The following is a 23906-nucleotide window of genomic DNA, read 5'->3' on the forward strand; positions in this document are numbered from 1 at the left end:
TTCCATGACAAAACCACTTTCCGACGTGACCCCAAACACTTGGGCCTTTTTGCGCGATGCGATGATCCGCCCCACGGGCTTCCGTGAGTATGACGCACGCTGGCAATATCCCGAAGAAATCAACCTCCCCGGCATGACCGCGCTGGGGATGGGGCTGGGCACGCAGATGCACAAGCGCGGGATCGCCCCCGTAATAGCCGTCGGGAACGATTACCGGGACTATTCGCTGTCGATCAAGAATGCGCTGATCCTCGGGCTGATGCAGGCCGGTATTCACGTCAAGGACATTGGCCCGGCGCTGTCGCCGATGGCCTATTTCAGCCAGTTCCATCTGGACGTGCCCGCCGTGGCGATGGTGACGGCCTCGCACAACCCCAACGGTTGGACCGGTGTGAAGATGGGCTTTGATCGCCCGCTGACCCATGGCCCGGACGAAATGGCAGAGTTGCGCGATATCGTTCTGAACGGCGAAGCCGTGGCGCGCGAGGGCGGCAAGTATGAGTTCGTGGATGGCGTGAGAGAAGCCTATCTTGACGATCTGGTGGGCGATTTCAAAATGTCCCGCCCGCTGAAAGTCGTCTGCGCGACAGGCAACGGCACGGCCTCCGCCTTTGCGCCGGAGCTGTTCGAGCGGCTGGGCGTCGAAGTGGTCGAAAGCCACAACGCGCTTGATTACACGTTCCCGCATTACAACCCGAACCCCGAAGCGATGGAAATGCTGCATGATATGTCGGCGTCCGTGAAAAACTCCGGCGCGGATTTCGCGCTTGGGTTCGATGGGGATGGCGACCGCTGCGGCGTTGTCGATGACGAGGGTGAGGAAATATTTGCCGATAAGGTCGGCGTGATCATGGCCCGCGATCTGGCAAAGATTTACCCGAATTCGACCTTCGTGGCCGATGTGAAATCGACCGGCCTCTTCGCCTCCGACCCAGAGCTTCAGGCCCATGGCGTCAAGGCGGATTACTGGAAAACCGGCCACAGCCACATGAAGCGCCGGGTGAAGGAAATCGGTGCCTTGGCGGGATTTGAGAAATCCGGCCACTATTTTTTGGCAGAGCCGATCGGGCGCGGATATGACTGCGGCATGCGCGTCGCGGTGGAAATCTGCAAGCTGATGGACCGCAACCCCGATATGAAAATGTCGGACCTGCGCAAGGCCCTGCCCCAGACCTATTCCAGCCCGACGATGTCCCCCTATTGCGCCGATACCGAAAAATACGACGTGCTGGCGCGGCTGGTGGACAAGCTGGTGGCCAAGCATGAGGCCGGGGAAACCGTTGGCGGGCGCGCCATCAAAGAGGTCGTGACCGTCAATGGCGCGCGCGTGATCCTCGACAATGGCGGTTGGGGGCTGGTGCGCGCATCGTCCAATACGCCAAACCTCGTCGTGGTTTGCGAAAGCCCCGAGAGCGAGGATGAACTGCGCGCGATCTTCGCCGATATCGATGCGGTCATCCGCACCGAAAGCGCCGTGGGCGATTACGACCAGACGATCTGATCCGCGCCGGATACGGGACGGTGGGCGGGGCGAGTTGGCCGATCAGGCCAAGAGCGCCGTTCCCGCCGGACCGGGCCAGCGCCGCTGTCAGTCGAACAATTTGCGAAGCTGCCGCCCCAGTTCTTCTTTCGCGGCATCTTCCAGTGACTGACCCTCTTTCTGGGTCACGCCCAGCTCCTTCTTGACCTTGTCTTCGACCTTCTCGCGCACTTGGCTTTCAAGCTGCTTGCGTTCTTCGACAAGGTTCTGCTCCACCGCCGCTTTCAGGTCGGGCAGAATTTTCGGCCCACTCCATGCGCCGCGCACCCGCACGGGGATCGACACGTCCTTGCCGTCCCGCGCATTCAGTGCGACCGGCGTGAAGAGATAATCGATATCCTGTGCGCCAAGGCCCACGCGCCCCGCCCCGCGCACTTCGAACCGCGCCAGTTTCATCAGCAGGTCCTTGTTCTCCAGATTGCCCCCCGCCATCGTGAAACTGCCTGTCAGGCTGTCAAAGACGGTCGTGCCACCCGCGCCAGAGCCGCTGCGCATCAACTGATCCAGATCGATCCCTTCGATCGTGCCGCGCCCCAGGGCGAGGCGTCCGCCACCGCTAAGGCTGCGCATGATGGCATCGACACTTTGCCCGACGCCCAGGAAGTTCAATTCGGCCTCTGCCGCGCCGGTCAGCCGGGTCAGGCCTGCCAGATCGCTAAGCAAGCCTTGCAGTTGCAGGCCGCTTCCGGTCAGTTTGCCGCCCACGCTGAGCCCGTTGCGGTTGTTCATCACGAATTCACCGCGCAGCGCGCCGCCATAGGCCGCGACATCCTGCAATGCGAAAACCATACGCGAATTGTCGTTGCGCAGCTCGGTGCGCGTTGCGCCAAGTTTCAGCGATCCAAGATCGATACTGTCGGCACGCAGGGCGATGGTTCCATTGAACGCCGCAAGGCCAGAGGCATCGATCGGTGCGCGGGACCAGCCTTGCGCCGCGCCCGATGACGACCCGCCCCCCGCATCGGCAGAGCTGCCGCCCAGCGCCGCGCGCAGATCCAGCGGTCCGGCATCTAGATTGGCCTTCACATTGGGCGTGCCGTTCAGCGACACCTCTGCCGTGCCTGCGATACGGTTACCGCCAAGATCGGCGCTCAAATCGGTCAGTGACAGAAAGCGGTCCCCGCTCAGCGCCAGTTCCGCGCTCATATCCACGGACCGCCCCAGCCCTTGCGGCAGGTCGGCGCCGGGCAGCCCCAATGCGCGCAGGAACCCATCCGTGTTGCCGCTGCGCAGCGTCAGCTTGCCCGCCACATCGCCGGAAATCGCCGCCAGCCCCTTGAGCGTGGCCGCCCCCGCGTCCGAGGTCAGCGCCACATCGACGGCCTCGACCCCGCCTGCGATGAACCTGTCGAAACGCGCGATATTGGCGGAAATCGTTACCGGCGTATTCGTGGGCCGCACCACGGCGTCAATCCGGGCGGGGCCTTCACGTTCCGGCCAGTCCAGGGTCAGGTCCACCCCGGAGTAAGAGACAAGGTCCGCCCCTTCCGCGTCGTAGATCAGCGTCGCATCGGTGATGTCGAGCCTTTCGATGGACACTGCGCGCGGCGCGCTATCGGGGGAGGTCGTGGTTTCGATCTGCGCCGCACCGCCGCCATCGGTGAATAGCCAGCTTGCGCGCCCATCATTGCGGCTTTCCAGCCGGATCGTGGGCGATTGCGCCTCGATATTGGTGATGCGGATTTCGCCGCGCAGCAAGGCTGCGGCATCCACGCCCAGCGCCGCGTTCTGCGCTGTCAGCATCGGCCCCTGTTCGGACCATTCGGCATTGCCGACCTCAAGCGCGCCGACCCGTGCGCCCACGACGGGCCAGAAGGTCATTGCCACATCGCCGGTGATCGACACGTCGCGCCCGGTCGCGGCGCGGATCTGATCGGCGGCCAGTTGCGCGACCTTGTCCGCCGGCATCAGCAGCACCGCCCCGACGGCCAGCACCACCAACATCACGACAATTCCGATGATCCGTGCAATCCAGCGCAGCATGGTCAGGCCCCTTCGATACGTCCTTGATCCCTGCCTTGGTGTTAGGCCCGCAGCCGCGTTGATGCAATCAAAGCCTTGGCGCAGCCGCGCGCGCAGGCTATAGGCCCGGCACATGAGCCAGAACCCGCCGAACCTGCGCCCCGACCTCGCGCCCAAGCCCCGCCTGACAGACACAGCCCGCCCCGGACAACCAACCGTGGGGATGGTGTCCTTGGGATGTCCAAAGGCCTTGGTGGACAGCGAACGCATCCTGACGCGCCTGCGCGCTGAAGGCTATGCGATCTCGCCCGATTACAGCGGGGCCGATGCGGTGATCGTGAACACCTGTGGCTTTCTCGACAGTGCAAAGGCCGAAAGCCTTGATGCGATTGGCGAGGCGCTGACCGAAAATGGCCGCGTCATCGTCACCGGCTGTCTGGGCGCCAATCCCGAATATATCACCGGCGCGCATCCCAAGGTTCTCGCCGTCACTGGCCCGCATCAATATGAGCAGGTGCTGGATGCGGTTCATGCCGCGGTGCCGCCTGCGCCCGATCCGTTCGTCGATCTGCTGCCTGCCTCCGGCGTGTCGCTGACCCCGCGCCATTTCAGCTATCTGAAGATTTCCGAAGGCTGCAATCACGCCTGCAAGTTCTGCATCATCCCCGATATGCGCGGCAAGCTGACATCGCGCCCCCATGCTGCAGTGCTGCGCGAGGCGGAAAAGCTGGTAACCGCGGGCGTGCGCGAGCTTTTGGTGATTTCGCAGGACACCTCGGCCTATGGCACCGATTGGGACCGTGAGATTCGGCGCGGCCTGACCGAACAGCCGATCACCACACTGGCGCGCGATCTGGGCCAGCTTGGCGCGTGGGTGCGCCTGCATTACGTCTATCCCTATCCGCATGTGGCAGAGATGATCCCGCTGATGGCCGAAGGTCTGGTGCTGCCCTATCTTGACGTGCCGTTCCAGCACGCCCATCCCGATACGCTGCGGCGCATGGCGCGGCCGGCGGCGGCGGAACGGACGCTGGACCGTATCGCGGAATGGCGCGGGATCTGCCCGGAAATCACGCTGCGCTCTACCTTCATCGTCGGCTATCCCGGCGAGACGGAAGAAGAGTTCCAAACGCTTCTGGACTGGATGGAGGAAGCGCAGCTCGACCGTGTCGGGTGCTTCCAATACGAGAATGTCGAGGGCGCGCGCTCAAACGCGCTGCCGGATCACGTGCCCGCCGAAGTCAAACAGGACCGCTGGGACCGCTTCATGCAGACTGCGCAGGCGATTTCCGAGGCGAAGCTGGCGGCAAAGGTCGGCAAGCGCATGGATGTGATCGTCGATCTGGTCGAAGAAGATGCCGCCACCTGCCGGACAAAGGCGGATGCCCCGGAAATCGACGGCAACCTCTTTATCGACGAGGGGCATGAGGCGCTTTCCCCCGGTGATATCGTCACGGTCGAGGTCGACGAGGCCGGCGAATACGATCTGTGGGGGCGGCTGGTCTAAGGGCTGAAAAGCGCTGGACCTTCCCGCGCCGCTGCCGCAACCTGCGCGCACAGACAGGAGAACCAGATGGCGACCGGCACGAATATCCGCACCTATTTCAACGGCCAATGGCATGACGGCGATGTGCCGATCATGCATGCGGGCGATCATGGGGCGTGGCTGGGGTCTTCGGTTTTTGATGGCGCGCGCTTCGTCAACGGGCTGACCCCCGATCTGGAGGCGCATTGCGCACGGGTTGGCCGCTCTGCCGAGGCGCTGATGCTGACCCCGACGGTCAGCACCGAAGACATGGTGCAGATCGCCCGCGAGGGGCTGGCGATGTATCCCAAGGACGCGGCGGTTTACATCCGGCCGATGTATTGGGGCATCCATGGCGACGCGACGGCCATCGTTCCGCAAGCGGAAGAGACCGGCTTTGCCTTGTGCCTTGAGGAAATTCCGATGGCCGCGCCCGAGGCGGCTGTGACGCTTTGCCGGACGCGGTTCCGCCGCCCGGTGATGGACGACGCGGTGGTGAATGCCAAGGCTGGCTGCCTGTATCCCAACAACGCGCGGATGCTGGTCGAAGCCCGCGCCAAGGGGTTCAGCAACGCGCTGGTTGCGGATGCGATGGGCAATGTCGCGGAAACCGCGACCGCCAACATCTTCATGGTGCGCGATGGTGAAGTGTTCACCCCGATTCCGAATGGCACTTTCCTTGCGGGTATCACCCGCGCGCGGCATATCGCCAATCTGCGCGCCGATGGCGTGACGGTGCATGAAACGGTTCTGGGCTTTCAGGATTTCGACGCCGCCGACGAAGTCTTCATGTCCGGCAACATGAACAAGGTCACGCCGGTCAAGGCGTTCGAGGATCGCCAGTACCAGATCGGGCCGATCACACGCCGGGCGCGTGAGCTGTATTGGGACTGGGCGGCAAGCTAGGCTTGCAACACGGATACACGCGACCGTTGCGCCTTGCCAGCAGTTGCGCCATGATCCGCAGGAAACACTCCGGAAGGCCACATGCGCAAGTTCCTCGTCGTCCTTGACGATTCCCGAGAATGCCTCAACGCAATGAGATTTGCCGCCATGCGCGCCTCCAAGACGGGCGGCGGCGTGCAGATTCTATCGGTGATCCCACCCGATGAATTCAATCATTGGATCGGTGTCGGTGACATCATGCGCGAAGAGGCCCGCGAACGGATCGAGGTGCATTACGAGGTCTTCGCCAAGTGGATGCGCGACCGTCAGAATGTCGATCCGGAACTTGTGATCCGCGAAGGGCGGCCTGTTGACGAGATCATCGCGCAAATTCGTGACGATCCGGATATCGGCGTGCTGGTGCTGGGTGCGGGCGTCGACAAGAAAGGCCCCGGACCGCTTGTCACGCAATTGACCAAGACCGCTGGCGCGCTGCCGGTGCCGATCACCATCGTTCCAGGCGATTTGAGTAAGGATCGGCTCGAAGCGATTACCTGAGCGTTCTTTGCCGGGGACAATCATGCGGCCCGAGCAATGATCCCTGCGCGGTGATGTCTGAATTAGAATTATTCTAATCTCTTGACACCCTCCCGGCGCGGTCGCATATCTGGTGCAAAGCGCGCGGAGGGCTACAGCATGTTTATCCAGACCGAATCCACACCGAACCCGGCGACCCTGAAGTTTCTGCCCGGCCAAGCCGTGTTGGAGACCGGGACCGCTGACTTCCCCGCCGCCGAGGCTGCCGATAGCTCGCCCTTGGCGCAGCGCCTGTTTGCCGTGAGCGGTGTGACGGGCGTGTTCTTCGGGACCGATTTCATTACCGTCACCAAGGATGACGGGCAGGAATGGGATCACCTGAAACCGGCCCTTCTGGGCGCGATCATGGAACATTTCCAGTCCGGCCAACCGGTGATGGCAAGCGGCTCTGACACGTCGGGCGGCCACGCGGAACATTCCGGCGAAGACGGCCATATCGTTGGTCAGATCAAGGAGTTGCTGGACAGCCGCGTGCGTCCGGCGGTGGCGCAGGATGGTGGCGACATCACCTTCCACGGTTTTGATCGCGGCGTTGTCTATCTGCATATGCAGGGTGCCTGCGCCGGGTGCCCGTCCTCGACCCTGACGCTGAAAATGGGGATCGAGAACCTGCTGCGGCACTACATCCCGGAAGTGACCGAGGTCCGCCCGGTTGCGGTCTGACGCGAAAATACTCGCCTTCGACACATCGGCCGCGCATTGCGCGGCCGCATTGCTTTGCGGTGACGAGATACTTGATCAACGCTGCGAAGAGATGACGCGCGGCCAAGCCGAACGCCTCATGCCTTTGCTGGACTCGCTGCTGCAGGCCCAGGGCATCGGCTGGCGCGATCTGGACCGGATCGGCGTCGGCATCGGTCCCGGCAATTTCACCGGCATCCGCATTTCGGTCGCGGCCGCGCGCGGGCTGGCGCTGGGGCTGGGCATTCCGGCCATTGGCGTGTCGATGTTCCAGACGACGCAAAAGCTGGCCGACAGCGCGCAAACCGCCATCCCCGCCCCGCGCGAGCAGGCTTATGCGCTGGATACCGACACAATGACCGCCCCGATCATGGCGGCGCAGGCTGATCTCGCTGGTTTTACGCTGTCCACCGCTTTCACTGCCACGGACCATGTTGCGACCATCGCGCGGATCGCCCGCGATGCGCCCGATCAGGCAACCCCGCCTGCCCCGCTTTACATCCGCCCCGCCGATGCGGCCCCGCCGCGCGATCCAGCCCCGGTGATCCTTGATGACGCCTGAAGAGATGGCGGAACTTCACGCGACCTGCTTTCCCGATCGGCCATGGTCGGCGAAAGAGTTCAGCGATCTGATGCGCCAGAACGGGGTCGTCGTGATCACTGCGCCGTCGGATGCGGGGATGCTGGTTGCCCGCTCCATTCCGCCCGAAGCAGAGGTTCTGACCATCGCGGTCCACCCCGATGCACGGGGGAACGGGCTTGGCTTCGGGTTGATGCAACGGCTGCTCGATACGCTGCCATCGGTCAATGCGAACGAGTTATTTCTGGAAGTGGCCGAGGATAACGCTGCGGCAATCAGCCTGTACGAGAAGCACCGTTTTGTCGTGACGGGACGCCGGAAGAACTATTATCGTCAAAAGGATGGCAGGACTTGCGACGCTTTGCTTATGCGGCGGGCGGTTGCAAATGGTCCGGTGAATTGACGCCAAGAATCGGTTGACCCTCCCGGCGCTTCACGCCCTTAATGTCAGATGTTCAACGAAGATCGGCGAGCATGGGCTCAGCCGACATGAATGGGAGACATTCTATGACCCTGATGAAGACATTCCTCGGCGCTGCCGCCGCGATGGCCGTAACGGCTGGCGCTGCGCTGGCAGACCCGGCAATCATCTTTGACCTTGGCGGCAAGTTCGACAAGTCGTTCAACGAAGCCGCCTTCAATGGTGCGAAACGCTGGGCAGACGAAACCGGCGGCAGCTTCCGCGAGATCGAGCTTCAGTCCGAAGCCCAGCGCGAACAGGCGCTGCGCCGCTTTGCCGAAGCCGGTTCCAACCCTGTGATCACCATGGGCTTTGCCATGGCCGACCCGCTGTCCGCGGTTGCCGCCGATTACCCGGACACCAAATTCGTGGCCGTGGATGTGACATGGCTGGACGCGCCGAATGTGCGCCAGATCGGCTTTGCCGAGCATGAAGGATCCTACCTCGTGGGGATGCTGGCGGCGATGGCGTCCAAATCGGGCACGGTCGGTTTCATCGGCGGCATGGACATTCCGCTGATCCGTCACTTTGGCTGCGGCTATGCGCAAGGTGCGAAGGCTGTGAACCCTGACGTGAAGATCGTCGCCAACATGACCGGCACGACCCCGGCAGCATGGAACGACCCGGTGAAAGGGTCCGAACTGACCAAGGCCCAGATGAGCCAAGGCGCTGACGTGGTTTATGCCGCGGCCGGCGGTACGGGCGTGGGCGTTCTGCAAACGGCTGCGGATGAAGGCATCCTGTCCATCGGCGTCGACAGCAACCAGAACCACCTGCATCCAGGCAAAGTCCTGACCTCCATGCTCAAGCGCGTGGATGTTGCGGTTTATGACGCGATGAAGGCGGGCGAGAACGTCGAAACCGGTGTCTTCACACTGGGTCTGGCCGAAGAAGGCGTGGGCTATGCGCTGGATGAAAACAACGCCGAGCTGATCACAGACGAGATGAAAGCCGCCGTGGATGCCGCGCGCGAGAAGATCATCGGCGGCGAGATCGAAGTCGAAGCCTATTACACCAACGACAGCTGCTCCGCTCTGGACTTCTGATCGACTGGATTGACTGAAACACGAAGGCCGCGCTGAGAGATCGGCGCGGCCTTCTTCAGACAGGGGACGGGCATGGCGAACGAAGCGCCGGCAATTGAACTCAAAGGCATATCGAAGGCTTTCGGGCCGGTGCAGGCCAACAAGGACATTTCGATCCGCGTGATGCCGGGGACGATCCATGGCATCATTGGCGAGAACGGCGCGGGCAAGTCCACGCTGATGTCCATTCTCTACGGTTTCTACAAGGCCGATGCGGGTGAGATTTTCATCTCCGGCCAGAAGACCACGATCCCGGACAGTCAGGCGGCGATTGCTGCGGGCATCGGGATGGTGTTCCAGCATTTCAAGCTGGTGGAAAATTTCACGGTTCTCGAGAATATCGTGCTTGGCGCAGAGGATGGCGGCTTGCTGCGCCCCTCGCTGGCCAAAGCGCGCAAGACGCTTGAGGAACTGGAACAGGAATACGACCTGAAGGTCGATCCCGACGCGATCATCGAACAGATAGGCGTAGGTGCCCAGCAGCGGGTCGAAATTCTCAAAGCCTTGTACCGGCAGGCAAATATCCTGATCCTCGATGAGCCGACAGGGGTTCTGACCCCGGCAGAGGCGGACCAGTTGTTCCGTATCCTCGGGCGGCTGCGCGAGGAAGGAAAGACCATCATCCTGATCACCCACAAGCTGCGCGAGATCATGGAAATCACCGACACGGTCAGCGTCATGCGGCGCGGCGAGATGACGGCGACGGTCAAGACCTCGGAGACCAGCCCGGAGGAATTGGCGGAACTGATGGTGGGCCGCAAGGTTCTGCTTCAGGTGGACAAGACCCCGGCGCAACCGGGCGATGTTATCCTGGATGTGAAGAACCTGCGGGTTGTCGATGAGATGGGCGTGGAACGGCTGCGCAGCATCGATTTGCAGGTGCGCGCGGGCGAAATTCTTGGGATTGCGGGCGTGGCCGGGAATGGCCAGTCGGAACTGCTTGAGGTTCTGGGCGGCTATATGGACGCCACTGGCGAAGTGCGGGTCAATGGCACCCTGATGCCGCTGACCGGCGCGGGTGCAGATGGCCGATCCCGCCGGGAAAGCGGCGTCAGCCATGTGCCCGAAGACCGCCAGCGCGAAGGGCTGATCATGGATTTCGCCGCGTGGGAAAACGTCGCCTTCGGGTATCACGACGACGCCGCCTATAATCGCGGGGTTCTGATGGATAACAGCGCGGTGCGGGCCGATACCGAGGCCAAGATGGAACGCTTCGACGTGCGCCCACCCAACCCGGCGCTTGCGGCCAAGAATTTCTCGGGCGGGAACCAGCAGAAAATCGTTCTGGCCCGCGAGATCGAACGCAATCCGGACCTTCTGCTGATCGGCCAGCCGACGCGGGGTGTGGATATTGGCGCGATTGAATTCATCCACCAGCAAATCGTGGCGCTGCGGGATCAGGGGAAAGCGATCCTGCTGGTATCGGTCGAGTTGGAGGAAATCCTGTCCTTGTCCGATCGTGTTGCGGTCATGTTCGATGGACAGATCATGGGCGAACGTCTACCAAGCCAGACCGACGAAAAAGAACTGGGCCTTCTGATGGCCGGCGTAAGCGGGGAGGCAGCCTGATGGACGTGGTACCCAAGTGGGCGGAAGTGACGCTCATTCCGATTATCTCGTTGCTGCTGGCGGCGATCTTCTCTGCGATTGTCATCATCGCCATCGGCGAAGACCCTCTCAATGCGCTCAAGATCATGGTTCAAGGCGCGTTCGGCTCCACCTATGGCTGGGGCTATACGCTGTATTACGCGACCAATTTCATGTTCACCGGGCTGGCCTTTGCGGTCGCCTTCCATGCGTCGCTGTTCAATATCGGCGGCGAAGGTCAGGCGCTGCTGGGCGGTTTGGGCGTGGCGCTTGTGTGTCTGCTGGTGCCGTGGCCGCATTGGACCATTGCCCTGCTTTTCGCAATGATCGGCGGCGCGGCATTCGGGGCGCTTTGGGCCGCGATTCCGGCTTGGCTTCAGGCCAAGCGGGGCAGCCATATCGTGATCACGACGATCATGTTCAACTTCATCGGTGCCGCGGTGCTGAACTATATGCTGGTCAATGTCCTCAAGCCCAAAGGCTCGCAGGATCCGGCCACTGCCCGCTTTGCCGAGGCTGTCCATCTGCCCACCTTGCATGACATCCTTGCGCCTTTCGGAATTGCGTTTTCCAAATCCACACCGGCCAATGTCTCTTTGTTCATCGCGTTGGCCGCCTGCGTCCTTGTCTGGCTGCTGATCTGGCGCACCCGTCTTGGGTTTGAAATCCGCGCTTTCGGCAAGTCGCAATCGGCGGCGCGCTATGCGGGCATCAGCGGTGTGCGGATCACGATGATCGCCATGCTGATTTCCGGCGGTCTGGCCGGGCTGATGGCAATCAACAACGTCATGGGCGAGGCCGAACGCCTGGTACTGAACCCGACCGAGGGCGCGGGCTTTCTGGGTATTGCCGTGGCGCTGATGGGACGCTCGCACCCGTTTGGTGTGTTCCTTGCCGCGATCCTCTTCGGGTTTCTCTATCAGGGCGGCGCAGAGCTTGCCTTTTTCACCTCGATCCCGCGAGAGATGATCATCGTCATTCAGGCGCTTGTGATCATGTTCACCGGGGCGCTCGACAATATGGTCCGTATGCCGCTGGAGCGGATTTTCCTCGCCCTGCGCGGCAAGGAGGTGCGCTGATGGATTTCCTGACGATCATCCAGATCCTCGATTCGACGATCCGTCTGGCCACGCCGCTGCTGCTGGCCTGTCTTGCCGGGTTCTTTTCCGAACGCGCCGGGATTTTCGATATCGGGCTTGAAGGCAAAATGCTGATCGCAGCGATGTTTTCTGCGGCTGTGGCCTATGTCACCGGGTCGGTCTGGCTGGGCCTGTTGGCCGGGGCCGCATCGTCAGTGGCGCTGGCGGCGCTGCATGGGCTGGCCTCCATCACCTTCCGAGGCAATCAGCTGATTTCCGGCGTGGCGATCAACTTTCTCGCGGCAGGCATGACCGTGGTGATCGCGCAGGACTGGTTCCAGCTTGGCGGGCGGACACCCTCCCTGTTCGGCGGCGCCCGGTTCGAGCCGATCATCCTGCCCTTCGCCGAGGCGGTGGCCGATGTACCGTTCCTTGGGCCGATCTATGCCGAGTTGCTGTCGGGCCATTCGATCCTCGTTTACGTGACCTTCCTGCTGGTGCCCGGAACATGGTGGGTGATCTATCGCACCCGCTTTGGCCTGCGCCTGCGCGCCGTGGGCGAGAACCCGGCAGCGGTGGATACGGCAGGCGTGTCGGTCGTTGGCCTGCGCTATGCAGCCGTGGCGATTTGCGGTGTGCTGTGCGGCATTGCCGGGGCGTATCTTGCCACTGCGCTGCAAGCAGGCTTTGTGAAGGACATGACCGCGGGGCGCGGGTTCATCGCGCTGGCGGCGCTGATCTTTGCCAAATGGCGCCCTTGGCCCGCGATGTGGTCGTGCCTGCTGTTCGGGCTGCTTCAAGCCATCGCCCTGCGTTATCAGAATCTTGATCTTGGCGTGTTTACTGTACCGGTGCAGGCCATGGACGTGCTGCCCTATGTGCTGACGGTGATCATTCTTGCCGGGTTTGTCGGCAAGGCGATCCCGCCCCGTGCAGGCGGCGTGCCTTATGTGAAGGAACGATAGGATACGAAGTGCGCGCGCGGCGGAAAGTTCATTCTGCCCCGCGGCATGGGAGTTGATTTGCCCGATGGTTAAGCGCTAACAGAGCATATGCAGATATACCTCCCCATCGCCGAAGTTTCGGTCAACGCATTCCTGCTTTTGGGACTGGGGGGGCTTGTCGGGGTTTTGTCTGGCATGTTCGGCGTGGGCGGCGGCTTCTTGATGACGCCGCTGCTGTTTTTTATCGGCATTCCCCCGGCTGTGGCCGTCGCGACAGAGGCGAACCAGATCGTCGCGTCCTCCTTTTCCGGCGTGCTGGCGCATCTCAGGCGAAAGACCGTCGATCTGAAAATGGGGACGGTGCTGCTGATTGGCGGCCTTGTCGGGGCTGCGCTTGGCGTTGTGCTGTTCAACTATCTGAAATCGCTGGGCCAGGTCGATCTGCTCGTCCGGCTTTGCTATGTGGTGTTTCTTGGGATTATCGGTGGGCTGATGTTCATCGAAAGCCTGAATGCGATCCGCAAGACGCGTAAAGGGGCCACGGCACCGACCAAACGCAAGCACGGGCTTGTGCACAAGCTGCCCTTCAAGATGCGTTTCCGGGTGTCCGGGCTTTATATCTCGGTGATCCCGCCACTTCTTGTCGGGCTGCTGGTGGGTATCTTGTCGGCGATCATGGGCGTCGGCGGCGGCTTCATCATGGTGCCTGCGATGATCTACCTGCTGGGGATGCCCACGAAGGTCGTGGTTGGCACATCGCTGTTCCAGATCATCTTCGTCACCGGCTTCACCACCCTGCTTCATGCGACGACGAACTACACGGTGGATATCGTGCTGGCGGTGCTGCTGCTGGTGGGCGGCGTGATCGGGGCGCAGATCGGCACACGGATCGGCGTTCACCTGAAGGCTGAACAGTTGCGGATCCTGCTGGCGCTGATGGTTCTGGTGGTCTGCGGCAAGCTCGCGCTGGACCTGCTTTTGCAACCGTCAGAGCTTTACACCCTTGGCGCAAGCGGGGGGCACTGAGATGCTGCGGCTTTGCCTCCTGCTGCTTTGGCTCGCCCTGCCCGCCACGGCGGAGAACGTCGTGCTGGGCCTGTCGCAGGACCGCGTGGCCATCACCACCAGCTTTGACGGGTCGGAAATCCTGATCTTCGGCGCGGTCAAGCGAGAGGTTCCGATCCCCGACACATCACAGCTTGAGGTGATCGTCACCGTTGCCGGGCCGTCGCAAGCCGTTTTGGTCCGCCGCAAGGCGAAACGCTATGGCATCTGGGTCAATACCGACGCGGTGGAAGTCGATGCGGCCCCGGCCTTCTATGCGGTGGCAACAAGCGGCCCGCTGCGCGAGGTTCTGTCGGACGTGGAAGACCTGCGCCACCGCATTTCGATCCCCCGCGCGATCCGGTCCGTCGGCGCGCCGCAGAACATACTGGATTCGCGCAATTTCACACGGGCGCTGATCCGCATCCGGGAAGATAGCGGCCAGTACCAGCTTCTTGAAAACAAAGTCGCGGTCGATGAGCAGACCCTGTTCCGCACGCGCATCCAACTGCCCGCCGCCTTGGTCGAAGGCGAATACGCGACGCGCATTTTCCTTGCGCGCGAAGGGCAGATCGTATCCGATTTTGAAACCACCATCACCGTCGACAAGGTCGGGCTGGAGCGGTGGCTGTTCGACATGTCACGGCAACAACCGCTGCTTTACGGCATCATGTCACTTGCGATCGCGATTGCCGCCGGGTGGACGGCAAGCGCTGCGTTCTCGCTGCTCCGGAACTAGCCGCGCCCGACATAGGGCATCTTGTTGGCCATGATCGTCATCGTCAGCACGTTGGTATCAAGCGGCAGTGACGCCATGTGCAAAAGCGAGCGTGAGACATCCTCCACCGACATGGTCGGCAGGTCCGGCACCTTCGCCTTCATCGCTGCGACCATCTCGCTTTCCGCGTTGCCGATATCGATTTGCCCGCAGCAGATGTTCAGATCCCGCCCATCAAGGCTGAGCTGTTTGGTCAGTCCCGTCACCGCGTGTTTTGTCGTGGTGTAGGTCACGGCGTTCTCGCGCGGCACATGGGCAGAGACGGACCCGTTATTGATGATCCGGCCCCCACCCTGCTTGCGCATCTGGGCAAAGGCCGCGCGGGCGCACAGGAACATGCCAGTCAGATTGACGGCGAGCGCCTGATCCCAGTCTTCCACCGGGGTTTCATCGATCGGCGCGGCGGGTTTGAAAATGCCGGCATTGTTGAAAAGCACATCGATCCCCCCGGCCCTTTGGGCAAAATCGGCAAAGCATTTTTCAACCTCGGCCGGTTTCGTGACATCGCCCGGCAGTACGATGGCCGCTTCGCGCCCGGCCGCGACCTCTTCAAGCGCAGCCGCGCGGCGCGCCATCAAACCAACTGTCCAGCCCGCTTGCAGAAAGGTCTCCGCAGCCGATTTCCCGACGCCGGAGCTTGCCCCTGTGATCAAGATCGTTTTCATTCTGTCTCCTCCGTGGTTTCCAGCGCCAGCGGCGTTCGCGGGACGCTGCGCAGATCGTCCGTCCTGAGCGGTCCGTTGGGTTTCGACAGCCGTGCGCGCACCACCCAATGCAGACGTTCGGACGCGCGGGTGATCGCCACATAGGCCAGACGTTTCCACAGCGGTTGACCGGCCTCCATCCGGCCCACCCGCGCCGCCGCGTAAAGATCGGGCGCAAAAACCTGCACCGTATCCCATTGCGAGCCCTGCGCCTTGTGGATCGTCACCGCCGCACCGTGCAGGAAGGTCGCGCCCATATTGGCCGCGAAGGGGATGAAGGGTTCTTCTTCATCCGGTTTTTCAATTTTTACGATGGACGCGGCAGAGACCTGCGGCTGCTCTGCGCCAACGACGTGGAGACGCGAAAAACCGGGGCGCTTCCCTTCGCTCAGATAGATCACCTGCGCGCCTTTGATCAGGCCGCGCGCCTCAAGGTCGAGCCGTTTCTTGCGGTGTTTCAAAGGCAGTTCGATCCCGTCGCAGATCAAGGGCTCACCCGGCATCAGCGCATCTTCCGGCGCGCCGTGGACCTGGCGGAACGCATTGATAAGCCGAATACGCGTCGCGTTGCGCCACACCAATACCGGGGATCGCGCCATCAGATCGACCTCGACCCGCTGCGCCATCACCACGCGGTCGTCTTGGCGGGCAGCTTCTTCGATCATCTGTTCAAAGCTGTGGAATTCAAGCTGCGGGTCGGCAAGGGCATGTGCCAGATCAAGGATCGGGTTGTCCGCGTCCTGCCGGTGGACCCGCGCAAGGTTCAGGCGGCGTTCCTCTGGCAGGCGGTCAAAGACCATCTCGCCCGATTGCTGCACCGGCGCAAGCTGCGCGGGATCGCCGAACAGAAGCAGCGTCGGAAAGATTTCCTTCAAGTCCTCGAACTGCCGATTGTCGAGCATGGAGGATTCGTCGATGAACCCGATATCCAGCGGCTCTTCCCGGCGTTTCCAGCCGGTGATGAAATCAGATCCGCGTAGCCCGGCCGCAGCCAAAGCGCCGGGAATCGACTTGTTGGTCTGATAAAAGTTCCACGCACGGTCCAGCGCCTGTTCGGTCAACGCCTCGATCTGGGGCTTTTCGCCATTGCCCATGAGCCATTCGGCGATCCGCTCGTATTCGGGATCGTAAACAGGCGTATAAAGGATGCGGTGAATGGTTGTGGCCGGGACGCCGCGCAGGCGCAGCACGCTGGCCGCCTTGTTCGTGGGCGCGAGGATCGCAAGGGTACGTTTGTCCTTGGACTTTCGGCTTTCGTAATCGCCAGAGATAACCTCGACCCCGGCGTCTTGCAGCGCTTTGGCGAGCTCGGCCAGCAGCAGCGTCTTGCCGGACCCTGCTTTGCCCGTCACGGCGGCGATGGAACTGATCCCCTCGCGCCGGGGCATGAGGACGCCATCATCAAGATCGACGCCCATCGTGCGCAGCATCTCGGAGATGCTGTCATGGGCGGCGGCCTGGTCTTCGGAAAACGATACTGCCGGGGCGGTCATGGGCGGACCCTAACCGCCCCGGCAGGGGGCTACCAGATCAAAGCGTCAGGCGAGCGCCCGCACAGCCCAATTCGTGTCGCTTGGCTGCACGGCGCGCCCGAAGGAGTTTTCGAACCACATACGGGACTGTTCCGCTGTCAGACCCGCGCGCGCGGCGACTTTCGCCTTGGCTTCGGTCGTGAAATCCCAAAGCCCGACACTGATCTGGTCACGCCCCTCCCCAATCGAGCCAAGCACATCCGGCGAGGACCCGATCATGCGATAGATGCGCACCATGCGGGCGTCGAATACGCCGACGAAGTTGACGATGCCGAAGCCTTCCATGATTTCGCCGCCCCCCAGCATCAATGCTGCTGCCACATGCGCCGGGGCGCCGCGCTTCAGGCAGAATCGTGTGCATTCCCAGACCAGCGGGCTTTCGACCGTTCCGCCGCCCATGATGTGGCTGAAATGTTCATTGATCATGGTCCGCCCCGTCGTCGGAAGGAACCGCATCGATCCGCCATGCGTGCCGTCGGGCATTTCCCAGATGACATAAAGCGGGTTCAGCGCATCATACTGGTCGGTTTCGAACCCGTTTTCATCAACATTGACTTCCCACCCAAGGCGCGCGCTGAACTGATCGGCGCGGTCGCGGAACATGGTGTCACGCAGTTTCGGGAAACGGTGGAGGTCTTCGGCATAGACATAGCGGAGCATGTGATCGTTCCTTTATTGGAATTGGGGACTGATCACAGGGATAAGCTATGAGGTTTTAAGAGCCTATTGCCGCCACGCGCGTTATTTTAACCCCACCGTGCGGATGCGGTAAGGCTGCATTAAGTTTGCGCACACGCGCAGCTTGTAGGCATCACACGACGATCAAACCCCGGCTCAGGGCGCGGGCGACCGCGTGTGTGGTGTTCAGCGCGCCCAGCTTGAACCGTGCGCTTTCGATATAAACCCGCAAGGTATGTTCAGAAATGGACAGCGTGTCAGCGACCTGCGCGCGGGAGTAACCCATTGCCAACAAGGTCATCGCATCCACTTCCCGCGGCGACAGGTTTTGCGCCGCTTCCGGGGCGCGGTCCGGTTCCAATTCCAGCGCCTTTTCGTTGAAGTAATGCGCGATCAGTACCAGCATGCGCCGGTGTTCTTCGATGAAGGCGCTCCATTCTTCATCCGAGCATGTGTGGTTTGCGGTAAACAGTGCAAATTGCCCGTTCGGACCGCGGATCGGGACGGAGTAACCCTGATTGCCGACCTCATATTCGGTTGCCACGCGAAGAAAGTGGCGAGCGGCCTTTGTCGACCAATCCAGTTGTTTCCAATCGACCGGATGGAACCGCTGGTAGCAGCCAAGAATGACCGGATCGACCCTGTGAAATTGCTGCTGTTCATACTTTTGCCGCCATTCAAGACTGTAGGTGCCGACGCCGGAATGTGCCCCCAGCGAGTCCACCCAGTGATAGACCAGATGGTCGATCGCAAACTCGTCCCGGAGGCTGACGATCGACGACTGAAGCCCTTCAAGCCCGTCGGCCTTCTCCAGCCTCTCCAATATTTCTTCCAGCCGAGAGTTCGTCACCATTGGCAGTACTTGCCTTCATTTCAACGGACGCCAGCTCCACCGCTGCCAAGTCCGCCGTGTCGGCCAGCTGCTCTGCGAGGGACGGCAGGCCATTGGCACGTGCGAAGTTCTTGAGGTCAGTGAGGACGTCTAGGATCCACTCGTTTGTCATAAGAAAGTCGCCCTTTTTTGGTTAACGATGAGTTAACATAAGACTACCATGGGTTAAGAGGCGGCGATATTCGCGAATTTTCACTCCCCAGAAATGGTGAGGTATCGGGCACGATGGCGGATATTCCGGGGGCATTGCAACCCTTAATAGAAAAAGGCCCGCGAAACAATCTTGATTCGCGAGCCCATTCATTTCCAACTTACGATTGAAGGCGTGTCAGCCTTTCGCGTCAAGCACCTCTTCCAGCGTTCTCAGGCCGGTTTTCGGCGCTTGCACCAGCACGGACATGTTGCCGGGCTTATGCTCGTTCCGGAGCATTTTCATGTGCGCCTGCGGCAGGTCCGCCCAGGTAAAGACCTCGGACATGCACGGATCAAGACGGCGTTCGATCATCAGCTTGTTGGCCGAGGACGCTTGCTTGAGATGCGCGAAGTGCGACCCCTGCACACGCTTCTGGTGCATCCACAGATAACGGACGTCAAAGGTGCAGTTGAAACCGGTCGTACCGGCACAAATCACGACCATGCCGCCCTTCTTCACAACGAAGGTGGATACGGGGAAGGTTGCCTCGCCGGGGTGTTCGAACACCATATCGACGTTGTTGCCCTTGCCGGTGATATCCCAGATCGCCTTGCCAAATTTGCGCGCTTCCTTGAACCACTCCGCATATTCGGGCGTGTTGACCGTTGGAAGCTGGCCCCAACAGTTGAAATCCTTGCGGTTCAGAACGCCCTTGGCGCCCAGCCCCATCACGAAGTCACGCTTGTCCTCGTCAGAGATCACGCCAATCGCGTTCGCGCCCGCCGTATTGATCAACTGGATCGCGTAGGAGCCAAGGCCCCCCGACGCCCCCCAGACCAGCACGTTCTGACCCGGTTTTAGGTCATGCGGCTCGTGCCCGAACAGCATCCGATAGGCAGTCGCCAGTGTCAGCGTGTAGCAGGCGCTTTCTTCCCAAGTCAGGTGCTTGGGACGCGGCATAAGCTGCTGTGCCTGCACATTGGTGAACTGCGCGAAAGACCCATCGGGTGTTTCATAGCCCCAAATCCGCTGCGAGGGCGAATACATCGGATCGCCACCGTTGCATTCCTCGTCGTCACCATCGTCCTGATTGCAGTGGATCACGACCTCATCGCCGACTTTCCAGCGCTTCACCTTGTCACCCACGGCCCAAACGATCCCAGAGGCATCGGAACCCGCGATATGATAGGGCGCGCCATGGCCGTCAAAGGGAGAGATCGGCTGACCGAGCGCGGCCCAGACACCGTTATAATTGACGCCAGCCGCCATCACGAGGACGAGCACCTCGTGGCTGTCCAGCTGGGGCACGTCCACGACCTCGACCTGCATGGCCGTATCGGGTTCGCCATGGCGTTCCTTGCGGATCGTCCACGCGTACATCTGCTTGGGCACATAGCCCATTGGGGGAATTTCGCCCAATTCATAGAGGTCTTTCTCGGGCGCCTCATAAGTAATCGAACCGTCGGTATCCAAAGCCATCCAAGCCTCCGTATCAACAAGTGCTGCGCCGCAGAATCGCGGTGCGTTTGAGCAGGAATATGGATGCGCGCGAAATAAAGCAATAGATGAATTGCCTGTTTGGGTAATTTTGTGACCCAGCAGGCGCAGAATATTACTTTGCGGCCGCAGAATAAGTGCGTTCGCTCTGCTCTGTTGAGTTGGCATAGAAGCGCAGCGCGTCGCGTTCGCCCTCGCAGATCGTGACCCGGTCCGCATCCACGGTGACAAATCCCCGCGCGATCATCTGATCCAGCGCCGCGTCCAAGACCTGCATTGGGTTTTCGCTAGGATTCAACAGGTAGCGCTCCGGGGCGGCCTCCATGTCCTGCGCCGCTTGCATCATCAAGGCTGTGCGACTGGTCGGCGCGCCCTGTTCCAACAGGCGTTTTGACAACAGTGGAACCGCAAGGCGCGGCATGGCCGCTTCGATACGGGTCATCAAGTCTTGCGCCAAGGCCTCTACCGGGGCGTCCGCATCGAATGACTGCAAAGACAGCGGCTCGCCAAACACGACCGCAGCCGAACCAAAGCGCAGGAACTTGCCGCGCACCCGCAGCCATAGCTTTTGCAGAATGAACCCAACCACGACGCTGATCCGCGCGCCAAAACGGCGATCGCCACGCTGATGCGCCGCCATCAACACCCTGTCTTCCAATATGCGGTCGTAATTGATTGCCACCGGCACAAAGACCACGTCGCGATCACTCTCTCGCCCGGCCTCTACCACGTAAGACAGTAGCCCCAGTTTCGGCGGCGCGAGGTTCCCATCAAGGCTCAGCCCGCCTTCGGGAAAGATTGCCTGTGTCACGCCGCCTTCGGTCGCCATCTGCACATAGCGGGCCAGCACCTTGCGATAAAGCTGCCCGCGCGATTTGCGCCGAATGAAATGCGCCCCCATGGATTTGATAAGCCGCGACAACGGCCAGACCCGCGCCCACTCCCCCACGGCATAGGACAGCGCAGAGGCGCGCCCGGCCAGATACGTGACCAGCACGTAATCCATGTTGGAGCGATGATTCATTATGAACACCGCCGTGGCGTCGGTCGGAATATTCGCGATGATGTCATCATTTCGCGGCCCGCAGCGCACTGTGTAGAGCGCATTGGCCAGCCACCGGGCCAAGCGGATGCCCAACCCGAAATAGGCAAAGGCGGAAAAGCTTGGGACGATCTCGCGCGCGTAGCTACGCGCCTTTTCAAAGGCCACGTCTTCACGCACGGATGATTTGCGCGCGTATTCGACAATCGCGCGGGTCACTTCCGGGTCATAGATCAGCCGCTGAATCATGTCGTGACGCGCCACCAGCTTGAACGGTTCAATCGGCCGGGTCAGGCGCTGGTTCAGCCGCGCCACGGCGCGTTCCAGACGTCGCCGTAAAAACCAGCGGACCGAGGGGAACAGAAAATGCGACGCGAAAGTGACCGCGGCGAACACCACGATCAGGACAAAAAGCCAGATGGGCAATTCAACCGTTTGCGACATGGCGCAGACCGTGGCAGGTCATCGCCGGAGCGGCAAGCGCACAAATTCAAGGCAATCGCAATTAGGCAGAAACGTCCGGGCAGTGTGGCTTTGGCGCTTTGGAAAGGGCCTATGTCGGGGGCCATTAATAACCTTGCGTATCGCCGCGATGCAGCGAATTGACATTGGCACAATCTTCCAAGTATCACATCCCTGACGAAATAAAATTACCCATTTGTGATTCCGAGAGGTGCCCATGTCGCAACCGCAGAAAGACCGCCCCTGGCTGATCCGGACCTATGCCGGACATTCCACTGCCGCTGCGTCCAATGCGCTGTATCGCAAGAACCTCGAAAAGGGTCAGACCGGCCTTTCCGTGGCTTTCGATCTGCCGACGCAGACCGGCTATGACAGCGATCACGTGTTGAGCCGTGGCGAAGTGGGCAAGGTCGGCGTGCCGGTTTCGCATCTGGGCGATATGCGCACGCTGTTCGATCAGATCCCGCTGGAACAGATGAACACCTCCATGACGATCAACGCGACCGCGCCCTGGCTGCTATCGCTTTATATCGCCGTGGCCGAGGAACAAGGCGCGGATGTCGCCAAGTTGCAGGGCACGGTTCAGAACGATCTGATCAAGGAATACCTGTCGCGCGGCACATATATCTGCCCGCCCAAACCATCGCTGAAGATGATCGCGGACGTGGCCGAGTATTGCTATACCAACGTGCCCAAATGGAACCCGATGAACGTGTGTTCCTATCACCTGCAAGAAGCCGGGGCGACGCCGGAACAAGAGCTGGCCTTTGCGCTGGCCACGGCGCAGGCGGTTCTGGACGAATTGAAACCGCGTATCCCGGCCGAGGATTTCCCAACCGTCGTTGGCCGTATTTCGTTCTTCGTGAATGCCGGCATCCGTTTCGTGACCGAGATGTGCAAGATGCGGGCCTTCGTCGATCTGTGGGATGAAATCTGCCGCGACCGCTACGGGGTCGAGGACGCGAAGATGCGGCGCTTCCGCTATGGCGTGCAGGTCAACTCTCTTGGGCTGACAGAGCAACAGCCGGAAAACAACGTCTACCGTATCCTGATCGAGATGCTGGCCGTCACCTTGTCGAAAAAGGCACGGGCACGGGCGGTGCAGCTACCGGCATGGAACGAAGCGCTTGGCCTGCCCCGCCCCTGGGATCAGCAATGGTCGATGCGGATGCAGCAAATCCTAGCCTATGAAACCGATCTGCTGGAATTCGATGATCTGTTCGATGGCAACCCGTCGGTAGATGCCAAGGTCGAAGCGTTGAAAGAAGGCGCGCGGCATGAGCTGGCGACGCTGGAAAGCATGGACGGCGCAATCGGCGCGATCGACTACATGAAATCGCGTTTGGTCGAAAGCAACTCCGAACGGCTCAACCGGATCGAAGCTGGCGAGACGATCGTGGTCGGCGTCAACCGCTGGCAGAAAGGCGAGGCATCGCCGCTAATGACGGGCGATGGCGGCATCATGGTTGTCGACCCGGCAGTGGAGCAAGAGCAGATCGACCGCCTGAATGCGTGGCGGTCGGAACGCGATGACACCGCGGTAAAGAACGCATTGGCCGGACTGCGCGCCGCCGCAGCGGCGGGGGACAATATCATGCCCGCCTCTATTCTTTGTGCGCGTGTTGGCGTGACGACCGGCGAATGGGCCGCGCAAATGCGGTCCGTGCACGGAGAGTATCGCGGCCCGACGGGTGTCGCCTCTGGCCGCTCCAACAAGACCGAAGGGCTGGAAGATATCATCGCTTCCGTTGATGCGGTCAGTGACCGTTTGGGCCGCCGTTTGAAATTCCTTGTCGGCAAGCCGGGGCTTGATGGCCACTCCAACGGGGCGGAGCAAATTGCAGTGCGCGCGCGCGATTGCGGAATGGATATTTCCTATGAGGGTATTCGACTGACGCCCGAGGAAATTGTGAATGCCGCGAAAAACGACGACGCGCATGTGGTCGGACTTTCCATTCTTTCGGGCAGCCATTTGCCGCTGGTGGAAGACGTTTTGACCCGTCTTAAAAATGAAGGGCTAAGCCATATTCCCGTGATCGTGGGCGGCATTATTCCCGACGAGGACGCCGACAAACTTCGCGCTATGGGTGTGGCACGTGTTTATACGCCGAAAGATTTCGAGTTGAATACGATCATGACCGATATCGTGACACTTGCCGACCCACAGGCTGTTGCCGCCGAATAGGCGGAAAAAAGCTGACACAAACCACCTATTTTCG

At 61.1% G+C, this 23906-nt stretch carries 21 protein-coding genes; 14 read left to right on the top strand and 7 right to left on the bottom strand.

The features are described from left to right. The first annotated feature begins 4 nt into the window (after positions 1 to 4). The gene (locus E4Z66_RS13060) at positions 5 to 1501 is read left to right on the top strand and encodes a phosphomannomutase/phosphoglucomutase (protein ID WP_136463461.1); all 1497 of its coding nucleotides are present in this window, start codon (positions 5 to 7) and stop codon (positions 1499 to 1501) included. An 87-nt stretch (positions 1502 to 1588) separates the two neighbouring features. Here the strand turns inward: E4Z66_RS13060 and E4Z66_RS13065 are convergent, their stop codons facing one another. Then, a complete protein-coding gene (locus E4Z66_RS13065; RefSeq protein WP_246036023.1) occupies positions 1589 to 3523 on the bottom strand; it encodes an AsmA family protein in 1935 nt (644 codons plus the stop codon). A gap of 112 nt (positions 3524 to 3635) precedes the next feature. Between E4Z66_RS13065 and rimO the strand changes: the two genes are divergently transcribed. From rimO to E4Z66_RS13125, 12 genes are all read left to right on the top strand, one after another. Then, positions 3636 to 5009: a 30S ribosomal protein S12 methylthiotransferase RimO gene (gene rimO, locus E4Z66_RS13070; protein ID WP_136463462.1), complete on the top strand. Its 1374-nt coding sequence runs from the start codon at positions 3636 to 3638 to the stop codon at positions 5007 to 5009. 66 nt (positions 5010 to 5075) lie between these two features. After that, entirely contained in the window at positions 5076 to 5933 is an 858-nt protein-coding gene (locus tag E4Z66_RS13075) for a branched-chain amino acid aminotransferase (RefSeq protein WP_136463463.1), read from the top strand. An 81-nt stretch (positions 5934 to 6014) separates the two neighbouring features. Next, a complete protein-coding gene (locus E4Z66_RS13080) occupies positions 6015 to 6470 on the top strand; it encodes a universal stress protein (protein WP_136463464.1) in 456 nt (151 codons plus the stop codon). 138 nt (positions 6471 to 6608) lie between these two features. Next, positions 6609 to 7172, top strand: a complete 564-nt coding sequence (locus E4Z66_RS13085; protein WP_136463465.1) for a NifU family protein — start codon at positions 6609 to 6611, stop codon at positions 7170 to 7172. Further along, complete coding sequence (gene tsaB, locus E4Z66_RS13090) at positions 7162 to 7752, top strand: tRNA (adenosine(37)-N6)-threonylcarbamoyltransferase complex dimerization subunit type 1 TsaB (RefSeq protein WP_136463466.1); 591 nt, start codon at positions 7162 to 7164, stop codon at positions 7750 to 7752. The genes E4Z66_RS13085 and tsaB overlap by 11 nt, the downstream gene beginning before the upstream one ends. Further along, entirely contained in the window at positions 7742 to 8173 is a 432-nt protein-coding gene (rimI, locus tag E4Z66_RS13095; protein ID WP_136463467.1) for a ribosomal protein S18-alanine N-acetyltransferase, read from the top strand. Before tsaB ends, rimI begins: the two co-directional genes overlap by 11 nt. A gap of 104 nt (positions 8174 to 8277) precedes the next feature. Next, a complete protein-coding gene (locus E4Z66_RS13100) occupies positions 8278 to 9276 on the top strand; it encodes a BMP family lipoprotein (protein WP_136463468.1) in 999 nt (332 codons plus the stop codon). A 72-nt stretch (positions 9277 to 9348) separates the two neighbouring features. Next, positions 9349 to 10884 carry an ABC transporter ATP-binding protein gene (locus E4Z66_RS13105; RefSeq protein WP_136463469.1) on the top strand — a complete coding sequence of 512 codons (1536 nt, stop codon included), beginning with the start codon at positions 9349 to 9351 and terminating at the stop codon, positions 10882 to 10884. Continuing rightward, entirely contained in the window at positions 10884 to 11981 is a 1098-nt protein-coding gene (locus tag E4Z66_RS13110) for an ABC transporter permease (protein ID WP_136463470.1), read from the top strand. Before E4Z66_RS13105 ends, E4Z66_RS13110 begins: the two co-directional genes overlap by 1 nt. Continuing rightward, positions 11981 to 12946 carry an ABC transporter permease gene (locus E4Z66_RS13115; RefSeq protein WP_136463471.1) on the top strand — a complete coding sequence of 322 codons (966 nt, stop codon included), beginning with the start codon at positions 11981 to 11983 and terminating at the stop codon, positions 12944 to 12946. Before E4Z66_RS13110 ends, E4Z66_RS13115 begins: the two co-directional genes overlap by 1 nt. An 87-nt stretch (positions 12947 to 13033) precedes the next feature. Continuing rightward, positions 13034 to 13951: a sulfite exporter TauE/SafE family protein gene (locus E4Z66_RS13120; RefSeq protein ID WP_136463472.1), complete on the top strand. Its 918-nt coding sequence runs from the start codon at positions 13034 to 13036 to the stop codon at positions 13949 to 13951. Position 13952: 1 nt separating this feature from the next. Further along, positions 13953 to 14708: a TIGR02186 family protein gene (locus tag E4Z66_RS13125; RefSeq protein ID WP_136463473.1), complete on the top strand. Its 756-nt coding sequence runs from the start codon at positions 13953 to 13955 to the stop codon at positions 14706 to 14708. On the opposite strand, the gene E4Z66_RS13130 is transcribed toward E4Z66_RS13125, so the two are convergent. The 6 genes from E4Z66_RS13130 to E4Z66_RS13160 form a co-directional block, all read right to left on the bottom strand. After that, positions 14705 to 15412, bottom strand: coding sequence for an SDR family oxidoreductase (locus tag E4Z66_RS13130; protein ID WP_136463474.1), 708 nt, complete (start codon positions 15410 to 15412; stop codon positions 14705 to 14707). The genes E4Z66_RS13125 and E4Z66_RS13130 overlap by 4 nt on opposite strands. Beyond that, on the bottom strand, positions 15409 to 16944 hold the full coding sequence (locus E4Z66_RS13135) for an AAA family ATPase (protein WP_136463475.1): 1536 nt from the start codon (positions 16942 to 16944) through the stop codon (positions 15409 to 15411). The genes E4Z66_RS13130 and E4Z66_RS13135 overlap by 4 nt, the downstream gene beginning before the upstream one ends. A gap of 45 nt (positions 16945 to 16989) precedes the next feature. Further along, entirely contained in the window at positions 16990 to 17643 is a 654-nt protein-coding gene (locus tag E4Z66_RS13140) for an acyl-homoserine-lactone synthase (RefSeq protein ID WP_136463476.1), read from the bottom strand. A gap of 151 nt (positions 17644 to 17794) precedes the next feature. After that, positions 17795 to 18514, bottom strand: a complete 720-nt coding sequence (locus E4Z66_RS13145) for a helix-turn-helix transcriptional regulator (RefSeq protein ID WP_136463477.1) — start codon at positions 18512 to 18514, stop codon at positions 17795 to 17797. 367 nt (positions 18515 to 18881) lie between these two features. Then, a complete protein-coding gene (ccrA, locus tag E4Z66_RS13155) occupies positions 18882 to 20165 on the bottom strand; it encodes a crotonyl-CoA carboxylase/reductase (protein ID WP_136463479.1) in 1284 nt (427 codons plus the stop codon). 133 nt (positions 20166 to 20298) lie between these two features. Further along, on the bottom strand, positions 20299 to 21669 hold the full coding sequence (locus E4Z66_RS13160; RefSeq protein ID WP_136463480.1) for a 1-acyl-sn-glycerol-3-phosphate acyltransferase: 1371 nt from the start codon (positions 21667 to 21669) through the stop codon (positions 20299 to 20301). Between the two features lie 235 nt (positions 21670 to 21904). Here E4Z66_RS13160 and E4Z66_RS13165 point away from each other — a divergent pair, with 235 nt between their 5' ends. Then, the gene (locus E4Z66_RS13165) at positions 21905 to 23872 is read left to right on the top strand and encodes a protein meaA (protein ID WP_136463481.1); all 1968 of its coding nucleotides are present in this window, start codon (positions 21905 to 21907) and stop codon (positions 23870 to 23872) included. The last annotated feature ends 34 nt before the right edge of the window (positions 23873 to 23906 follow it).

The organism is Aliishimia ponticola, assembly GCF_004803475.1.
In the GTDB taxonomy this organism is placed as follows: Bacteria; Pseudomonadota; Alphaproteobacteria; order Rhodobacterales; family Rhodobacteraceae; genus Aliishimia; species Aliishimia ponticola.